General features: G+C 66.8%; 15 protein-coding genes. 10 read left to right on the top strand and 5 right to left on the bottom strand.

Going from position 1 to position 13,946, the window contains the following annotated elements; genetic code table 11:
* Positions 1-25: 25 nt before the first annotated feature.
* The 6 genes from tig (at position 26) to FPZ11_RS03760 (ending at position 5,409) form a co-directional block, all read left to right on the top strand.
* Positions 26-1,423, top strand: coding sequence for a trigger factor (tig, locus tag FPZ11_RS03785; RefSeq protein WP_146318505.1), 1,398 nt, complete (start codon positions 26-28; stop codon positions 1,421-1,423).
* A 124-nt stretch (positions 1,424-1,547) separates the two neighbouring features.
* On the top strand, positions 1,548-2,024 hold the full coding sequence (locus tag FPZ11_RS03780; RefSeq protein ID WP_146318503.1) for a tetratricopeptide repeat protein: 477 nt from the start codon (positions 1,548-1,550) through the stop codon (positions 2,022-2,024).
* 98 nt (positions 2,025-2,122) lie between these two features.
* Positions 2,123-2,707 (top strand): ATP-dependent Clp protease proteolytic subunit, encoded by a 585-nt coding sequence (locus tag FPZ11_RS03775; RefSeq protein WP_146318501.1) that lies wholly within the window; start codon positions 2,123-2,125, stop codon positions 2,705-2,707.
* Positions 2,708-2,735: 28 nt separating this feature from the next.
* Positions 2,736-3,413: an ATP-dependent Clp protease proteolytic subunit gene (locus FPZ11_RS03770; RefSeq protein ID WP_302849659.1), complete on the top strand. Its 678-nt coding sequence runs from the start codon at positions 2,736-2,738 to the stop codon at positions 3,411-3,413.
* A 159-nt stretch (positions 3,414-3,572) separates the two neighbouring features.
* Positions 3,573-4,853 (top strand): ATP-dependent Clp protease ATP-binding subunit ClpX, encoded by a 1,281-nt coding sequence (clpX, locus tag FPZ11_RS03765; RefSeq protein WP_146318499.1) that lies wholly within the window; start codon positions 3,573-3,575, stop codon positions 4,851-4,853.
* A gap of 130 nt (positions 4,854-4,983) precedes the next feature.
* Positions 4,984-5,409 (top strand): four-helix bundle copper-binding protein, encoded by a 426-nt coding sequence (locus tag FPZ11_RS03760; protein WP_246846633.1) that lies wholly within the window; start codon positions 4,984-4,986, stop codon positions 5,407-5,409.
* Between the two features lie 18 nt (positions 5,410-5,427).
* Here the strand turns inward: FPZ11_RS03760 and FPZ11_RS03755 are convergent, their stop codons facing one another.
* On the bottom strand, positions 5,428-5,757 hold the full coding sequence (locus tag FPZ11_RS03755) for a hypothetical protein (protein ID WP_146318497.1): 330 nt from the start codon (positions 5,755-5,757) through the stop codon (positions 5,428-5,430).
* Between the two features lie 124 nt (positions 5,758-5,881).
* On the opposite strand from FPZ11_RS03755, the gene FPZ11_RS03750 reads away from it, so the two are divergent.
* The gene (locus FPZ11_RS03750; protein ID WP_146318495.1) at positions 5,882-6,070 is read left to right on the top strand and encodes a hypothetical protein; all 189 of its coding nucleotides are present in this window, start codon (positions 5,882-5,884) and stop codon (positions 6,068-6,070) included.
* On the opposite strand, the gene FPZ11_RS03745 is transcribed toward FPZ11_RS03750, so the two are convergent.
* The gene (locus FPZ11_RS03745; protein WP_146318493.1) at positions 6,056-8,086 is read right to left on the bottom strand and encodes a M3 family metallopeptidase; all 2,031 of its coding nucleotides are present in this window, start codon (positions 8,084-8,086) and stop codon (positions 6,056-6,058) included. The genes FPZ11_RS03750 and FPZ11_RS03745 overlap by 15 nt on opposite strands.
* 41 nt (positions 8,087-8,127) lie before the next feature.
* On the opposite strand from FPZ11_RS03745, the gene FPZ11_RS03740 reads away from it, so the two are divergent.
* The 3 genes from FPZ11_RS03740 to FPZ11_RS03730 all read left to right on the top strand — a co-directional run bounded on the left by FPZ11_RS03740 (position 8,128) and on the right by FPZ11_RS03730 (position 9,822).
* Entirely contained in the window at positions 8,128-8,940 is an 813-nt protein-coding gene (locus FPZ11_RS03740; RefSeq protein ID WP_146318491.1) for a methyltransferase domain-containing protein, read from the top strand.
* Between the two features lie 70 nt (positions 8,941-9,010).
* Positions 9,011-9,625 carry a winged helix-turn-helix domain-containing protein gene (locus FPZ11_RS03735; RefSeq protein ID WP_146318489.1) on the top strand — a complete coding sequence of 205 codons (615 nt, stop codon included), beginning with the start codon at positions 9,011-9,013 and terminating at the stop codon, positions 9,623-9,625.
* On the top strand, positions 9,622-9,822 hold the full coding sequence (locus tag FPZ11_RS03730; RefSeq protein ID WP_146318487.1) for a hypothetical protein: 201 nt from the start codon (positions 9,622-9,624) through the stop codon (positions 9,820-9,822). Before FPZ11_RS03735 ends, FPZ11_RS03730 begins: the two co-directional genes overlap by 4 nt.
* A gap of 401 nt (positions 9,823-10,223) precedes the next feature.
* Here the strand turns inward: FPZ11_RS03730 and FPZ11_RS03725 are convergent, their stop codons facing one another.
* From FPZ11_RS03725 to valS, 3 genes are all read right to left on the bottom strand, one after another.
* Positions 10,224-10,484: a hypothetical protein gene (locus FPZ11_RS03725; RefSeq protein ID WP_146318485.1), complete on the bottom strand. Its 261-nt coding sequence runs from the start codon at positions 10,482-10,484 to the stop codon at positions 10,224-10,226.
* Positions 10,485-10,486: 2 nt separating this feature from the next.
* A complete protein-coding gene (locus FPZ11_RS03720) occupies positions 10,487-11,230 on the bottom strand; it encodes a GNAT family N-acetyltransferase (protein ID WP_146318483.1) in 744 nt (247 codons plus the stop codon).
* 78 nt (positions 11,231-11,308) lie between these two features.
* Entirely contained in the window at positions 11,309-13,930 is a 2,622-nt protein-coding gene (gene valS, locus FPZ11_RS03715; RefSeq protein ID WP_146318481.1) for a valine--tRNA ligase, read from the bottom strand.
* Between the last annotated feature and the right edge of the window lie 16 nt (positions 13,931-13,946).

Below are 13,946 nucleotides of genomic sequence, written 5' to 3'. Positions count from 1 at the left end.
CCTTCGATTACAGGAGATCTCACACGTGAAGACCACGGTCGAGAAGCTGAGCCCGACGCGCGCGAAGCTCACCATCGCAGTGACCCCCGAGGAACTGCAGCCCAGCATCAAGCACGCCTACGAGCACATCGCGCAGGACGTGAACATCCCCGGCTTCCGCAAGGGCAAGGTTCCGCCGCCCATCATCGACCAGCGGGTCGGCAAGGCCGCCGTCCTCGAGCACGCGGTCAACGAGGGCCTCGAGGGCTTCTACCGCACCGCGGTGGAGGAGAACGACGTCAAGCCGGTCGGCCGTCCCGAGGCGGACATCACCGAGTGGCCCAGCGACAAGGACTTCTCCGGCGACCTGCTCGTGGCCATCGAGGTCGACGTTCGCCCGGAGATCACGGTTCCCGACTACGACGGTCTGGAGCTGACGGTTGAGGCCGCCGAGGTCACCGACGCCGACGTCGAGGCAGAGCTCGACCGTCTGCGCAGCCGCTTCGGCACGCTGGTCACGGTCGACCGCCCCGCCAAGAAGGGCGACTTCGCCCAGCTCGACCTCGTTGCCGCCATCGGCGACGAGCAGGTCGACACGGCGAGCAACGTGTCGTACGAGGTCGGCTCCGGCGAGCTGGTCGAGGGCATCGACGAGGCTCTCGACTCGCTGTCGGCGGGCGAGACCACCACCTTCACCTCCAAGCTGCTCGGCGGCGACCACGAGGGAGAGGACGCCGAGATCACGGTCACGCTGACCGCGGTCAAGGAGCGCGAGCTCCCGGATGCCGACGACGACTTCGCTCAGATCTCGAGCGAGTTCGACACCATCGCCGAGCTGCGCGAGAGCCTGCGTGGCGAGGCGGCCCGCGGCAAGACCTTCGCCCAGGGCAACGAGGCGCGCAACCTGCTCGTCGACCGTCTGCTCGAGCTGACCGAGATTCCGGTTCCGTCGGGTCTCGTCGAAGACGAGGTCCACCGTCACCTCGAGGCCGAGGAGCGTCTCGAAGACGACGTGCACCGCGCAGAGGTCACGGAGGCCACCGAGAAGGCCTTCCGCACCCAGGTTCTGTTCGACGAGATCGCGCAGAAGGAGAACATCCAGGTCACGCAGGACGAGCTGAGCAACTACCTGGTGCAGGCCGCCGCCCAGTACGGCATGGACCCGAACGAGTTCGTTCAGGCACTCGGCGAGAGCGGTCAGCTGCAGCAGACCTTCGGCGAGGTCGCCCGCAACAAGACCATCGCCGTCGTGCTCGGCCGTGCCGTGGTCAAGGACGGCAACGGCGAGGTCGTCGACCTCTCCGAGTTCGCCGCCGTGAGCGAGCCCGACGAGGCGGAGGCAACCGCCGAGGATGATGAGACCGCCGAGCCCGCTGCCACCGACGAGGCAGAGGCGTCGGAAGAGAAGCCCAAGAAGAAGGCGTCCAAGAGCGCGAAGGCGTAGTCGCCGACAACGATAGAGTCGTGCAACGGGGGTGGATGCAGAGCATCCGCCCCCGTTCGCTGTCGGCGGCGCTGATGCCGTCGACGGGAAGTTTCCACGTGCGAATCGATCCGGAGGTGGGTCAGTGGCCGACTGGGACAGCCAGTTCGACGCGGTCTGGGCCGACGCAGAGCTGAGCGACGCCGAACGCATCGAACGCATCGACAGGCTGGCCGTCGTCTGGGGCGACAACGCCGTCGCACTGTTCCATCGGGCGGGTGCGCGGGATGCCGCCGGTCGCGGCGCCGAAGCCGAGCCGCTGTATCGCAGAGCGCTGCTGCTCGGCCTCGACGACGACCACAGGGTGCGCGCGGTCATCCAGCTGGCGAGAGCGCTGCGCGGGCTCGGACGAGTGCACGAAGCGGTGTGGATGCTCGGCGACGAACACACGAATCACCCCGGCTCTCCCTACCGCGACGCCGTGTCCGCGTTCTACGCGTTGTCACTGGCGTCGGCGGGCGACTCGCGTCGTGCCGCCTCCGTCGCGATCACCGCGTTGGCGCCGCACGTGCCGCTGTACTCGCGCTCTGTCGAGCAGATCGCCCGAGACATCAGCTACTGAGGTCGCCACCGTCGGCGGCTCTGCCCACGGCGAACAGGCCCGTGCGGCAGCGACCCCTTCGATAGCGTGGAGACCACGTACGAAGAAGGGGCACGTTCATGGCCGAACCGACACTGCAACCCAGTGTTTTTGACCGACTGCTGAAGGACCGCATCATCTGGCTCGGCTCGGAGGTGCGCGACGAGAACGCCAACGAGATCGCGGCGAAGCTGCTTCTGCTGGCCGCCGAAGACCCGAAGCGCGACATCTACCTGTACATCAACTCGCCCGGCGGATCGATCACGGCCGGCATGGCGATCTACGACACCATGCAGTTCGTGCCGAACGACATCGTCACCGTCGGCATCGGCATGGCGGCCTCGATGGGTCAGCTGCTGCTCACGGCAGGCACCAAGGGCAAGCGGTACATCACACCGAACGCACGGGTGCTCCTGCACCAGCCGCACGGTGGATTCGGCGGAACGGCCAGCGACATCCAGACGCAGGCGCAGCTGATCCTCGACATGAAGAAGAGGCTCGCCGAGATCACCGCCGCGCAGACCGGCAAGACCGTCGAGCAGATCAACGAAGACGGAGACCGCGACCGTTGGTTCACGGCGCAGGAAGCGCTGGACTACGGCTTCGTCGACCACATCCGCGAGTCGGCGACCGATGTCATCGGCGGCGGCGGAACTCAGGACTGACGCGAGCGAACGAAGGACACGACACGTAATGGAAACTCCGAACTTCTCCGGACTGGCCGGCGGCGCCTCGCGCATCGCCATGCCGAGCTCGCGCTACATCCTGCCGAGCTTCGAGGAACGCACCGCATACGGCTACAAGCGCCAGGATCCCTACGCCAAGCTCTTCGAAGACCGCATCATCTTCCTGGGCGTGCAGGTCGACGATGCGTCGGCAGACGACATCATGGCGCAGCTTCTGGTGCTCGAGAGCCAGGACCCCGATCGTGACATCGTCATGTACATCAACTCTCCCGGTGGATCGTTCACGGCGATGACCGCGATCTACGACACCATGCAGTACATCCGCCCGCAGATCCAGACCGTGGTGCTGGGGCAGGCGGCGTCGGCGGCCGCCGTGCTGACCGCGGCGGGAACGCCCGGCAAGCGGCTCGCACTGCCGAACGCGCGCATCCTCATCCACCAGCCCGCCGTCGGCGAGGCCGGCCAGGGGCAGGCGTCCGACATCGAGATCCAGGCGAACGAGATCATGCGCATGCGCACCTGGCTCGAGGAGACCCTTGCGGCCCACACCGGCAAGGACGTCTCCCAGGTCAACAAGGACATCGACCGCGACAAGATCCTCTCGGCGGAAGAGGCCAAGGAATACGGCCTCATCGACCAGGTGCTCACGAGCCGCAAGAGCCTTCCGGCGCTGACGGCGAAGTAGCAGACGCTCATCGTGCACGAGCGAAAGCGGGCGGTGGAACCTCGGGTTCCCCGCCCGCTTTCGTCTGCACGGCGGGCGTGCCACACCGGGGGATGACCTCCCCTCCTTTGTCTGCCCCACAGGTTAGGCTCGTACGAAGCAGCCCACTCGGGAGGTTCCATGGCTCGCATCGGAGAAAGCGCCGATCTGCTCAAGTGCTCGTTCTGCGGAAAGAGCCAGAAGCAGGTTCAGCAGCTCATCGCGGGCCCCGGCGTGTACATCTGCGACGAGTGCGTCGAGTTGTGCAACGAGATCATCGAAGAGCGTATGGCCGAGTCCGGCGAGGAGAACGCCGGCCAGTTCGACCTGCCGAAGCCGAAGGAGATCTTCGCCTTCCTCGAGGAGTACGTCATCGGGCAGGAGCCCGCCAAGAAGGCTCTCTCGGTCGCTGTCTACAACCACTACAAGCGAGTGCGGGCGCGCACCACGCTCGGTCCGGCCGAACAGGTCGGCGAAGACATCGAGATCGCCAAGTCCAACATCCTGTTGATCGGCCCGACCGGATGCGGCAAGACCTATCTTGCGCAGACGCTGGCGAAGCGACTCAACGTTCCGTTCGCGTTCGCGGATGCCACGGCACTCACCGAGGCGGGATACGTCGGAGAAGACGTCGAGAACATCCTGCTCAAGCTCATCCAGGCGGCCGATTACGACGTCAAACGCGCCGAGACCGGCATCATCTACATCGACGAGGTCGACAAGATCGCGCGCAAGGCGGAGAACCCCTCGATCACGAGGGACGTCTCCGGCGAGGGCGTGCAGCAGGCGCTGCTCAAGATCCTCGAGGGCACTGTCGCGTCGGTTCCGCCGCAGGGCGGGCGCAAGCATCCGCACCAGGAGTTCATCCAGATCGACACGACGAACGTGCTTTTCATCGTCGCGGGAGCGTTCGCCGGACTCGAAGACATCATCTCCTCGCGAGCGGGCAAGAAGGGGATCGGGTTCGGCGCCCCGCTGCACAGCAAGGGCGACGACATCAACCTGTTCAGCGAGGTGCTGCCGGAAGACCTGCACAAGTTCGGGCTGATCCCGGAGTTCATCGGGCGACTTCCCGTGGTCACGACGGTCTCGCAACTCGACCGCGAAGCGCTCATCCAGATTCTGACGGTTCCGAAGAACGCGCTGGTCAAGCAGTACCAGCGCATGTTCGAACTCGACGGCGTCGAGCTCGAGTTCGATGCCGGCGCGCTGGATGCCATCGCCGACCTCGCGGTGCTGCGACAGACGGGAGCGCGCGGGCTGCGCGCGATCCTCGAGGAGGTGCTCGGGCCGATCATGTTCGAGGTGCCCTCCAGCGACGAGGTCGCGCGCGTTGTGGTGACGAGGGAGGCGGTCATCGACAACGCCGCCCCGACGATCGTGCCGCACCGCCGCTCGCGTCGCGAGGAGAAGTCGGCCTGAGACGCCCCCGGCGCGGCCGGGGCCAACCGGTGTGCGTGCAGACGATGTGTCCGACACGTGGAAGCGGTCCGTCAGCGCGCGTAGCATCAGGCCCGTACGCCAAAGGTCCGAGACGACGGGGGGACACGTGATGAACGGCAACATGACGGCGGAGATGATGCAGAGCATGTCGGTGGATGCGATCGGCATGCCGGCGATGGACGCGATGGTCATGCAGCGCTGCATCGAGGCGTGTTCGGCCTGCGAACAGGCGTGCACCATGTGCGCCGACAACGGCATGGCCGACGGCATGATGAAGTGCGCGGCGATGTGCATGGACTGCGCCGACGTCTGCAACACGATGATGCGCATGATGATGCGCCCCACGGGATTCGACATGTCGGCGATGCAGGCCATGCTCAGGGCTTGCATGGCGATGTGCTCGGCCTGCTCGGACGAATGCGGCAATCACGCGGAGATGAGCGAGACCTGCCGGATGTGCGCGATGGCCTGCGACGAGTGCATGAAGGCGTGCGGAGCCATGCTCGACATGATGCACGAGGCGGAAGCGGTCTGACCGTCCGCTCTGTCGGTCTCAGGCGGCCGCGAGAACGTTGAAGCGGCGCGAACCGGCCGCCAGCACGTTGTACGCGGTGTGCAGCGACACGGGCTCACCGGCGACCACGGAGTCGGTCAGGTCACCATGGTTCCACAGCGACACGGCGGTTCCGTCGAGGGCGACGGCATCCACCCACCCGTCATCACGCACCCCGACGATCAGGGCATCGCGCCAGAGCGAGGGCGTCGCCGAGGCGAGCCTCAGCTGCAGTGCGTGCAGCCCGTGACCGGGACGGATATCAGCGCACATCTCGCCCGACTCGCACGTGCACGGTGCCGTGTGGTCGAGTTCGGGGAGTTGTGACATGGCTGCTTCCTGGTCGGTGGGTCGATGGGACGACCTGATCACCGTACGAAACGAACACCGAGTGCGCACGTCGTGGCGTCACACGGTGCAACATGAACGGGCGGGATGCCCGTAGGGTGTGGGCATGAGCAACGGACTCGGCCCTGGGTCGCTCGGCCCCGTGACCATGAAGAGCGGTGATGGCTCGGTTCCCGGCCTGCCTCCGGCCCCGGCGCGGATCCAGGGGCGAGCCCGATGGTTCTTCATCGGGCTCACCACCGGAATCGTCGGCACGCTCGTCGTCGTCGTGACGGTGGTGTCACTCACCCGCTGAGTCGAGACCGCGCCTGCGCAGCAGCGGCTCGATCACGGCATCCCGACCCCGGAAGTCGCGGTAGGCCTCCAGCGGGTCCTTCGATCCACCGACGCCGAGCAGTCGACGCCGGAAACGTTCGCCGCCGTCGCGCGAGAGCCCGCTGTTCTCCTTGAACCATTCGACGGTGTCCGCGTCGAGCACCTCGCTCCAGATGTAGGAGTAATAGCCGGCGTCATACCCGCCCGAGAACGTGTGGGCGAAGTAGGTGCTCGAGTAGCGCGGCGGCACGGCAGCGTCATCGAGCCCCGCCGCCGCGAGCGCCGCGGCTTCGAAGTCCTCGACTGACTCGACGTGCGCGTCGGCGTCGATCCGATGCCACGCCTGATCGAGCATCGCCGCGGCGAGGTATTCGCTCGTGGCGAAGCCTTGATTGAAGGCCTCGGAGGCGCGGATGCGCTCGACGAGGTCGGCGGGCATGCTCTCGCCGGTCTCGTAGTGGCGCGCATAGTTGTCGAGCACCTCGGGCCAGAGCATCCACATCTCGTTCACCTGGCTGGGAAACTCGACGAAGTCGCGGTAGACGCTGGTGCCGGCGAATCTCGGGTAGACCGTGCGTCCGAAGAGGCCGTGCAGGGCGTGCCCGAACTCGTGGAACAGCGTCCCCACCTCGTCGTAGGTGAGAAGAGTGGGCTCACCGTCCGCGGGCTTCGGCACATTGTGGTTGTTGACGACGATGGTTCCGCCGCCGAGCAACTCCGTGTGCTGCGCGAGCTCGTTCATCCAGGCGCCGCCGCGCTTGGAATCGCGCGTGTAGAGGTCGTAGAGGAAGAGTCCGAGAGAGGAGTCGTCGGCGTCGAAGACCTCGAACACTCGCACGTCGGGGTGATAGGCGACCAGGTCGTCTCGTTGCTGAAAACGGATGCCGTACAAGCGGCTCGCCGCGAAGAAGACACCGTCGCGCAGCACGCGTTCCGCTTCGAAGTACGGGCGCATGGCAGCGGTGTCGACGTCGTACTTGGCGGCCCGCACGCGCTCGGCGTAGTACGCCCAGTCCCACGACTCGATGTCGAAGCCCGCAGACTCGTGCAAGTCCGCCTTTTCGGCACGGGCGTTGCGTGCAGCGGCCGGGGCGAGACGCGAGAGCATGGCGGCGACGGCGTCGGGTGTCTTCGCGGTCTGCGACGCGGTGACGTACGACGCGTGATCCGCGAAGCCGAGCAGGCGTGCACGCTCCGCGCGCAGCGCTGTGATGCGCAACACGAGGTCGCGGGTGTCGTGCTCGCCGCCGTGGGTTCCGCGGGCCCTGGATGCCGCCATCACGCGCTCGCGCACGGCGCGGTCGTCGAGGCGGTGCAGGAACGGATGCCCCGTCGGGAGCACCAGCGTGACGAGGTAGCCGTCGAGGTCCCGATCGCGTGCGGCTTCACGGGCTGCGGAGATCTCCGCCTCCGACAGTCCCGCGAGTTCCGCGGCGTCGTCGAGGTGCACGGCCAGCTCGTTGGTGTCGGCGAGCAAGCCCTTCTCGAACTTGGTCTGAAGGGTCGAGAGCTCGGCGTTGAGCTGCTTCAAACGCTCTTTGCCCGACTCGGGAAGCCCGGCACCGGCCAGCGTGAACTCCTCGTGGTAGCTCTCGACGAGATAGCGCGACTCCGCGTCGAGGGCCAGTGAATCGAGCGCGGCATGCACGGCGCTGATGCGCGCGTACAGCCCGGGATCGAGGCGGATGGCGTCTTCGTGCGCGGCGAGCACCGGAGCCAACTCTTCCTCGATGGCGCTGATCGCGTCACTGGAGTCGGCCGAGCTCTTGTTGTAGAAGACTTCCGCGACGCGACGCAGCGTCTGTCCCGACCGCTCGAGCGGCAGGAACGTGTTCTCGAATGTCGGCTCCGATTCATCGGCGACGATCGCGGCGACTTCCGCGCGCTGCTCGGCCATTCCCTCCTGGAATGCGGGCACATAGTGCTCGTCCTCGATGAGCGCGAACGGTGGCAGTCCGTGCGGAAGCGTGCTGGGGCTCAGGAGCGGATTCGTCATGATCTCCAGCTTAAGAGAGCGCGGGTTTCTAGGCTGGGCGCATGGCATCCCACAGTGACGAGCGATACCTGCACGGACACCACGCCAGCGTCCTTCGGTCGCATTCGTGGCGAACGGCCGAGAACTCGGCCGCCTATCTTCTTCCGCACCTGAGACCGGGCCTCGACGTCCTCGACGTGGGAAGCGGACCGGGAACCATCACGCTCGACCTGGCCAGGCTGGTCTCACCCGGAAGAGTCATCGGCATCGACGCGTTCGAACTCGTGGTCTCGAACGCGAACGGGCTGGCCGCCGACAACGATCTGCGCAACGTGGAGTTCCGGGTGGGGGATGCGTACGCTCTCGACTTCGAGGATGCGTCGTTCGACGTCGTGCACGCGCACCAGGTGCTGCAGCATCTGGTGGACCCCGTCGCGGCGCTGCGCGAGTTCCGTCGCGTGCTCCGGCCGGGCGGCATCCTCGCGGCACGCGATGCCGACTACGGAACACCGGCGTGGTACCCGGTGCTGGATGGCATCGGCGAGTGGTTGCGCATCTACGTGGATGCCGCGCGGAGCGGCGGGGGAGAGCCTCTCGCCGGGCGTCGGTTGAAAGCCTGGGCGACGGCGGCCGGCTTCGAGCACGTCGGCGCCACGGCGTCGGTGTGGGCGTTCTCGTCCGATGCCGACCGTGAGTGGTGGGGCCTCACGTGGGCGGAGCGCGTCACGGAATCGTCGTTCGCGACGGCCGCCATCGAGAACGGCCATGCCTCGGTGCACGAGCTCCGTGACGTCTCGGATGCCTGGCGCGAGTGGGCTGCCGCCTCTGACGGCTGGTTCGCCCTGACACACGGGGAGATCATCGCCAGAGCGTGAGAAGCTGCTGCAAAGAAAGCATTGCAAAGAAATACTTGCAAAGAAGTCTTTGCACCCGTAGTCTTGGGTCATGGACAAGGCAGCTGAGGACGAGCCGAAGGCGACACTGGCCTCGCGCCGTCTGGATGCGACGGCACTGAAGGCGCTGGCGCATCCGCTTCGCATGCAGATCTTCGAAGAACTCGTGCAGTTCGGCCCGCTCACGGCGACCGGGCTGGGTGAGCGCCTCGGAGAGTCGAGCGGTGCCATGAGCTATCACCTTCGAGAGCTCGCCAAGCACGGCTTCGTACGAGAGGTCGAAGGCAAGGGCACCGCACGCGAACGGTGGTGGGAGCGCACGCCTCAGCTCGTCACCATGCAGGCCACCGAGCTCGACGGGGAGGCCGCCAACACGGCCGCGAACCTGGTGGCCAAGACCTGGCACCAGCGCTGGTTCGACCAGACGATGGACTTTCTGGATCGCGGCGACGACGTGTTCGATCCGCGGTGGATCGACGCCAGCCGCCTGATGCACACCGCCCTCCCGCTCACGATCGAGCAGTTCGAGGCATTGGGCGCGGAGATCGACGAGGTCTTCCGCCGTGCAGTCGAGCGCTATCGCGGCCAGGAGGCCGAAGGCGTACGCCGAGTCCAGCTCCAGTTCAACACGTATCCGCTCATCGATCCGAAGGAGATCAACTCATGAGCACGGTTCAGCTGCACTACAAGGAACAGTCCGTGCTCGAACGCGCCGCCGTGCGGTTGGGAGAGCTCATGGTCGAGTGGGGCACCGCGAACGCTGCCAGGCGCGAGGCGGGGCGCGTGCACGCCGGCCGGCTGCAGGCGAAGCTCGACGAGGACGCCGCACGACGGGCACAGGTGTGGGGGCGGATGCTGCCGTGATCCGCGTTCGGCGAGCCCGGTTTGTCGGTGGTGCGCCGTAACGTCACGGGCATCCCAACCTCATGTCGATGCATCCCGGTCATCGGGGGAGCGGAGCAGGAACCATGAGCACGATCGGAACAACTGACTCACGAGCGTTCGCCATCACGCCCGCCGTGGGCAGAGTCGGACACGCACTGGTGTCGTGGGCGGAACGGCACGAACAGAACGAGACCCAGCGACGAGAGCTTCACCGGTGGCAGAGCGAGGCGGAGTCCTCCGCGGCCGAGCGCTCGGCGGCTGTCTGGGGCCGCCTGATGCCGTAACGCTGCTATCCCGAGTCACGCCGAAACAGCGAACTCACCAGGATTGCCGCGGTGATGGGGCGTCCGGCCTCGCCGTCCTGGCGAGGCCGGGCGCCTTCACTCTTCTTCGTCGGGCTCGGAATTCCCGGGCTGCGAGACGGTCGCGGTGTCCTCGTCGGGGTGGTACGTGATGACGGTTCCATCATCGAGTTCGACCACGGGCCGGCCCTCCAGCCAGGTCAGCGTCCAACGCCACGTGGAGGCGTCGACGTCGAGCGCGTCGAGTTCGTCCTCGACCGCCTCGATCGCGGCGACGACGACGGAGGGCACGCGATCGGGGGCGGAGCCCCCCACCGGCCAGCGGGTGCCGAGCTGCACGGTCAGGACTCCTGATGTTCGTCTGCAGGCTCCGCGTGTTCCGCAGCCTGCTCTTCACCCTCTGCGGCCGCATCTTCAGCAGGTTCCTCGGCGGCTGGGGCTTCGGGGGAGTGGCCGTTCGGCACGGGCTCGGTCGTCTCGGTGGCGGAGGCCGCGTCGACGGACTGCCCGTCGACATCCTCGTGCTGCGCTTCCGGCTGCGCTTGGAGCTCCGAGCCGTCGACCTGCACGGCATCTGCTGGTGTCTCGGCGATGTCCTGCGCGTCGGAAGAGCCGTCATCGTCGGCCGCCGACTCCTCAGCCTGACGGAGACGATAGACGGCGACCTCGGTGAAGTCCCCGATCTCGTCGTAGAACCCGCGGGACTCGCCATCGGCCGGCTTGGCGATCCATTCGACACTGCGGATGCCCGATGCTGCTCCGAGCGAAGCGACCGATTCGATCAGAGCACGTCCGTAACCCTGCTCACGGTGCTCTTCGAGCACGAACAAGTCGTCGATGTGCAGCGCGTGCACGCCGTCGAGCGGCCGCGGAACGTCGTGGAAGTGCACGAGGCCGATCAGTGCGCCGTCGTCGCCGACGGCGACGAGCCCGCGCTCGCTGTGACTCGGCTCGGAGAGCCAGCTCCACACGACGAGCGCTCCCTGATCGGTGAGCTGGCGTCCGTGATAGGTGGCGTAGTCCTCGTAGAGCGCGAGCCACGAGAAGAAATCGCCTTCGCCGGGCTCGCGAATCGTGATACCCATTAAGTCCCCCTCCGCGCGTTCCAGATCGTGGAATCGACGCCGTGAGTTAAAACCTAGCTGTTCGTATGGCGCCGATGCCTAGACCTGTGCCGATTCGTCGAGCTCCACGTCGACGGAAACCTCATCACCGGTGGCGAACTCGAGCACGGCGATGCGTCCGACCGCGCGGATGTCGTCCGCCGCCTGCTCGATCGCCCAGAGCTCCTCCTCGGGTGCCGTGATCACCGCGCGCGCGACGGGCGCCTTCTGAGACGCCTTGGCCGCGGTCTTCGCGCGACGGATGCCTGTGAGCACTCCCGAGGTGGCCGTGAGCACCAGCGGGGTCGCGTCGCCCGCAGCAGCAGAGGCTTCGGCTGCCGCCGGCCACTCGGCACGATGCACGGAGCCGGTCTGGAACCACGACCACGACTCTTCGGTCGCGAACGGGATGAACGGTGCGAAGAGTCGCAGCAGTGTCGACAGCGCGAGCCGCAGCGCTGCCACGGCGGAGGCTGCTCCCTGCCCCTCGGCGTAGGCGCGCTCCTTGACCAGCTCGAGGTAGTCGTCGCAGAACGTCCAGAAGAACGACTCGGTGAGTTCGAGCGCCCGGGCGTGGTCGTAGGAGTCCAGCGCCGCCGTCGCGTTCTCGACGACGGTGGCGAGCTGCGCCAGCATGCCCTTGTCGAGAGCTTCTGTCACAGCGCCGTCGGTCGCGGGGAAGCTCAGAATGAACTTCGCCGCGTTGAGCACCTTGATCGCGAGTCGGCGGCCGATCTTGATCTGGGTCGGGTTCTGCGGGTCGAACGCGGCGTCGGTGCCGAGTCGGCTCGACGCCGCCCAGTAGCGCACGGCATCCGACCCGTGCTGGTCGAGGATCGCGGCCGGCGTGACGACGTTGCCCTTCGACTTCGACATCTTCTTGCGGTCGGGGTCGACGATGAAGCCGGAGATGGCGGCATGCGCCCACGGCGACACGCCCTCTTCGAGTTGGGCACGCAGCAGAGTGGAGAACAGCCAGGTGCGGATGATGTCCTGGCCCTGCGGGCGCAGATCGTAGGGGAACACCGCCTTGAAGAGCTCGGGGTCGCGCTGCCAACCGCCGGCGATCTGCGGGGTGAGCGACGACGTGGCCCACGTGTCGAGGATGTCCACCTCGCCGACGAAGCCACCGGCGGCTCCGCGCTGCGATTCGTCGAATCCAGGAGCCGTGTCGATCGTCGGGTCGACGGGCAGCTGATCGCGGGTCGGGGCGATGGGCGAGTCGTAGACGGGCTCGCCGTCGGCATCCAGGGGATACCAGACCGGGATCGGCACGCCGAAGAAGCGCTGGCGCGACACCAGCCAGTCGCCGGAGAGACCACCAACCCAGTTCTCGAAGCGCACACGCATGAAGTCGGGATGCCAGTCGATGCCTTGACCGAGCTCGACCAGTCGGTCGGCGAGCTTCTCGTCCCGCGCGCCGTTGGTGACGTACCACTGCCTGGTGGAGACGATCTCGAGGGGGCGATCGCCCTTCTCGTAGAACTTCACGGGGTGCGTGATCGGCTTCGGGTCTTCGAGCAGGTCGCCGGACGCCTTGAGCAGTTCGACCATCGCCTGCTTCGCGGAGAAGACGGTCTTGCCCGCGAGCGCGGCATAGGCATCCTTCGCCTCCTCCGACGCGATCGCGGCGGGCGGTTCGGCGAGAATGCGGCCGTCGAATCCGATGATCGGGCGCGTCGGCAGGTCGAGCTCGCGCCACCAGGTGACGTCGGTGATGTCGCCGAAGGTGCAGACCATGGCGATGCCCGTGCCCTTGTCGGGCTCGGCGAGGTGGTGCGCGAGCACGGGAACCTCGACGCCGAACACCGGTGTGCGCACGGTCTTGCCGAACAGTGGCTTGTACCGTTCGTCGCTCGGGTGCGCCACGAGGGCCACACAGGCGGGGATCAGCTCCGGGCGGGTGGTGGCGATGACCACGGGGCCGTCATCGCCCTGGAACGACACCGCGTGGAAGGCGCCCGGCTGCTCGCGGTCCTCGAGCTCGGCCTGCGCGACGGCGCTGCGGAAGGTGACATCCCAGAGCGTCGGAGCCATCGCCTGGTACGCCTCGCCACGCTCCAGGTTGTTCAAGAACGCGAGCTGGGAGACGAACAGCGACTCCTCGCCGATCGTGCGGTAGGTCTGCTGCCAGTCCACCGAAAGACCGAGCTTGCGCCAGAGCGCCTCGAACTGCTTCTCGTCTTCGACAGTGAGTTCCGCGCAAAGCTCGATGAAGTTGCGGCGCGAGATGGGCTTCTGGTCTGCGGCGCGCGAGCTCTTGTTGTCCCCACCGCGGAACGGCGGCTCGAAGTCGGCCTCGTAGGGCAGCGACGGGTCGCAGCGCACGCCGTAGTAGTTCTGCACACGACGTTCGGTGGGCAGACCGTTGTCGTCCCACCCGATCGGATAGAAGACGTTCTTGCCGCGCATGCGCTGGTAGCGGGCGATGACATCCGTGTGCGTGTAGCTGAAGACGTGCCCGATGTGGAGCGATCCGGAGGCGGTCGGCGGCGGCGTGTCGACGGAGAAGATGCCGGCGCGACCGTGCGTGAGGGCGGCATCCCGGTCGAAGTGATAGGTGCCGGCATCGCGCCAACGGGCATCCCACACCTGCTCGAGCCCCTCGAGGGCCGGCTTGTCGGGAATCCGACCGAAAGCGTCGGTCGTGGTCGTCTCGTTGGCGTGCGCGGCCTCGGTCATGGCGGATCTCCGTGAT

This window comes from Humibacter ginsenosidimutans (genome assembly GCF_007859675.1).
GTDB lineage: Bacteria > Actinomycetota > Actinomycetes > Actinomycetales > Microbacteriaceae > Humibacter > Humibacter ginsenosidimutans.
This window is presented reverse-complemented; position numbering and strand designations above follow the sequence as displayed.

Excerpts from the sequence above, each read along its gene's own strand:
- FPZ11_RS03775 (WP_146318501.1), top strand. The coding sequence starts at position 2,123 with ATGGCCGAACCGACACTGCAACCCAGTGTTTTTGACCGACTGCTGAAG.
- FPZ11_RS03770 (WP_302849659.1), top strand. The coding sequence starts at position 2,736 with ATGGAAACTCCGAACTTCTCCGGACTGGCCGGCGGCGCCTCGCGCATC.
- clpX (WP_146318499.1), top strand. The coding sequence starts at position 3,573 with ATGGCTCGCATCGGAGAAAGCGCCGATCTGCTCAAGTGCTCGTTCTGC.
- FPZ11_RS03760 (WP_246846633.1), top strand. The coding sequence starts at position 4,984 with ATGAACGGCAACATGACGGCGGAGATGATGCAGAGCATGTCGGTGGAT.
- FPZ11_RS03755 (WP_146318497.1), bottom strand. The coding sequence starts at position 5,757 with ATGTCACAACTCCCCGAACTCGACCACACGGCACCGTGCACGTGCGAG.
- FPZ11_RS03750 (WP_146318495.1), top strand. The coding sequence starts at position 5,882 with ATGAGCAACGGACTCGGCCCTGGGTCGCTCGGCCCCGTGACCATGAAG.
- FPZ11_RS03745 (WP_146318493.1), bottom strand. The coding sequence starts at position 8,086 with ATGACGAATCCGCTCCTGAGCCCCAGCACGCTTCCGCACGGACTGCCA.
- FPZ11_RS03740 (WP_146318491.1), top strand. The coding sequence starts at position 8,128 with ATGGCATCCCACAGTGACGAGCGATACCTGCACGGACACCACGCCAGC.
- FPZ11_RS03735 (WP_146318489.1), top strand. The coding sequence starts at position 9,011 with ATGGACAAGGCAGCTGAGGACGAGCCGAAGGCGACACTGGCCTCGCGC.
- FPZ11_RS03730 (WP_146318487.1), top strand. The coding sequence starts at position 9,622 with ATGAGCACGGTTCAGCTGCACTACAAGGAACAGTCCGTGCTCGAACGC.
- FPZ11_RS03720 (WP_146318483.1), bottom strand. The coding sequence starts at position 11,230 with ATGGGTATCACGATTCGCGAGCCCGGCGAAGGCGATTTCTTCTCGTGG.
- valS (WP_146318481.1), bottom strand. The coding sequence starts at position 13,930 with ATGACCGAGGCCGCGCACGCCAACGAGACGACCACGACCGACGCTTTC.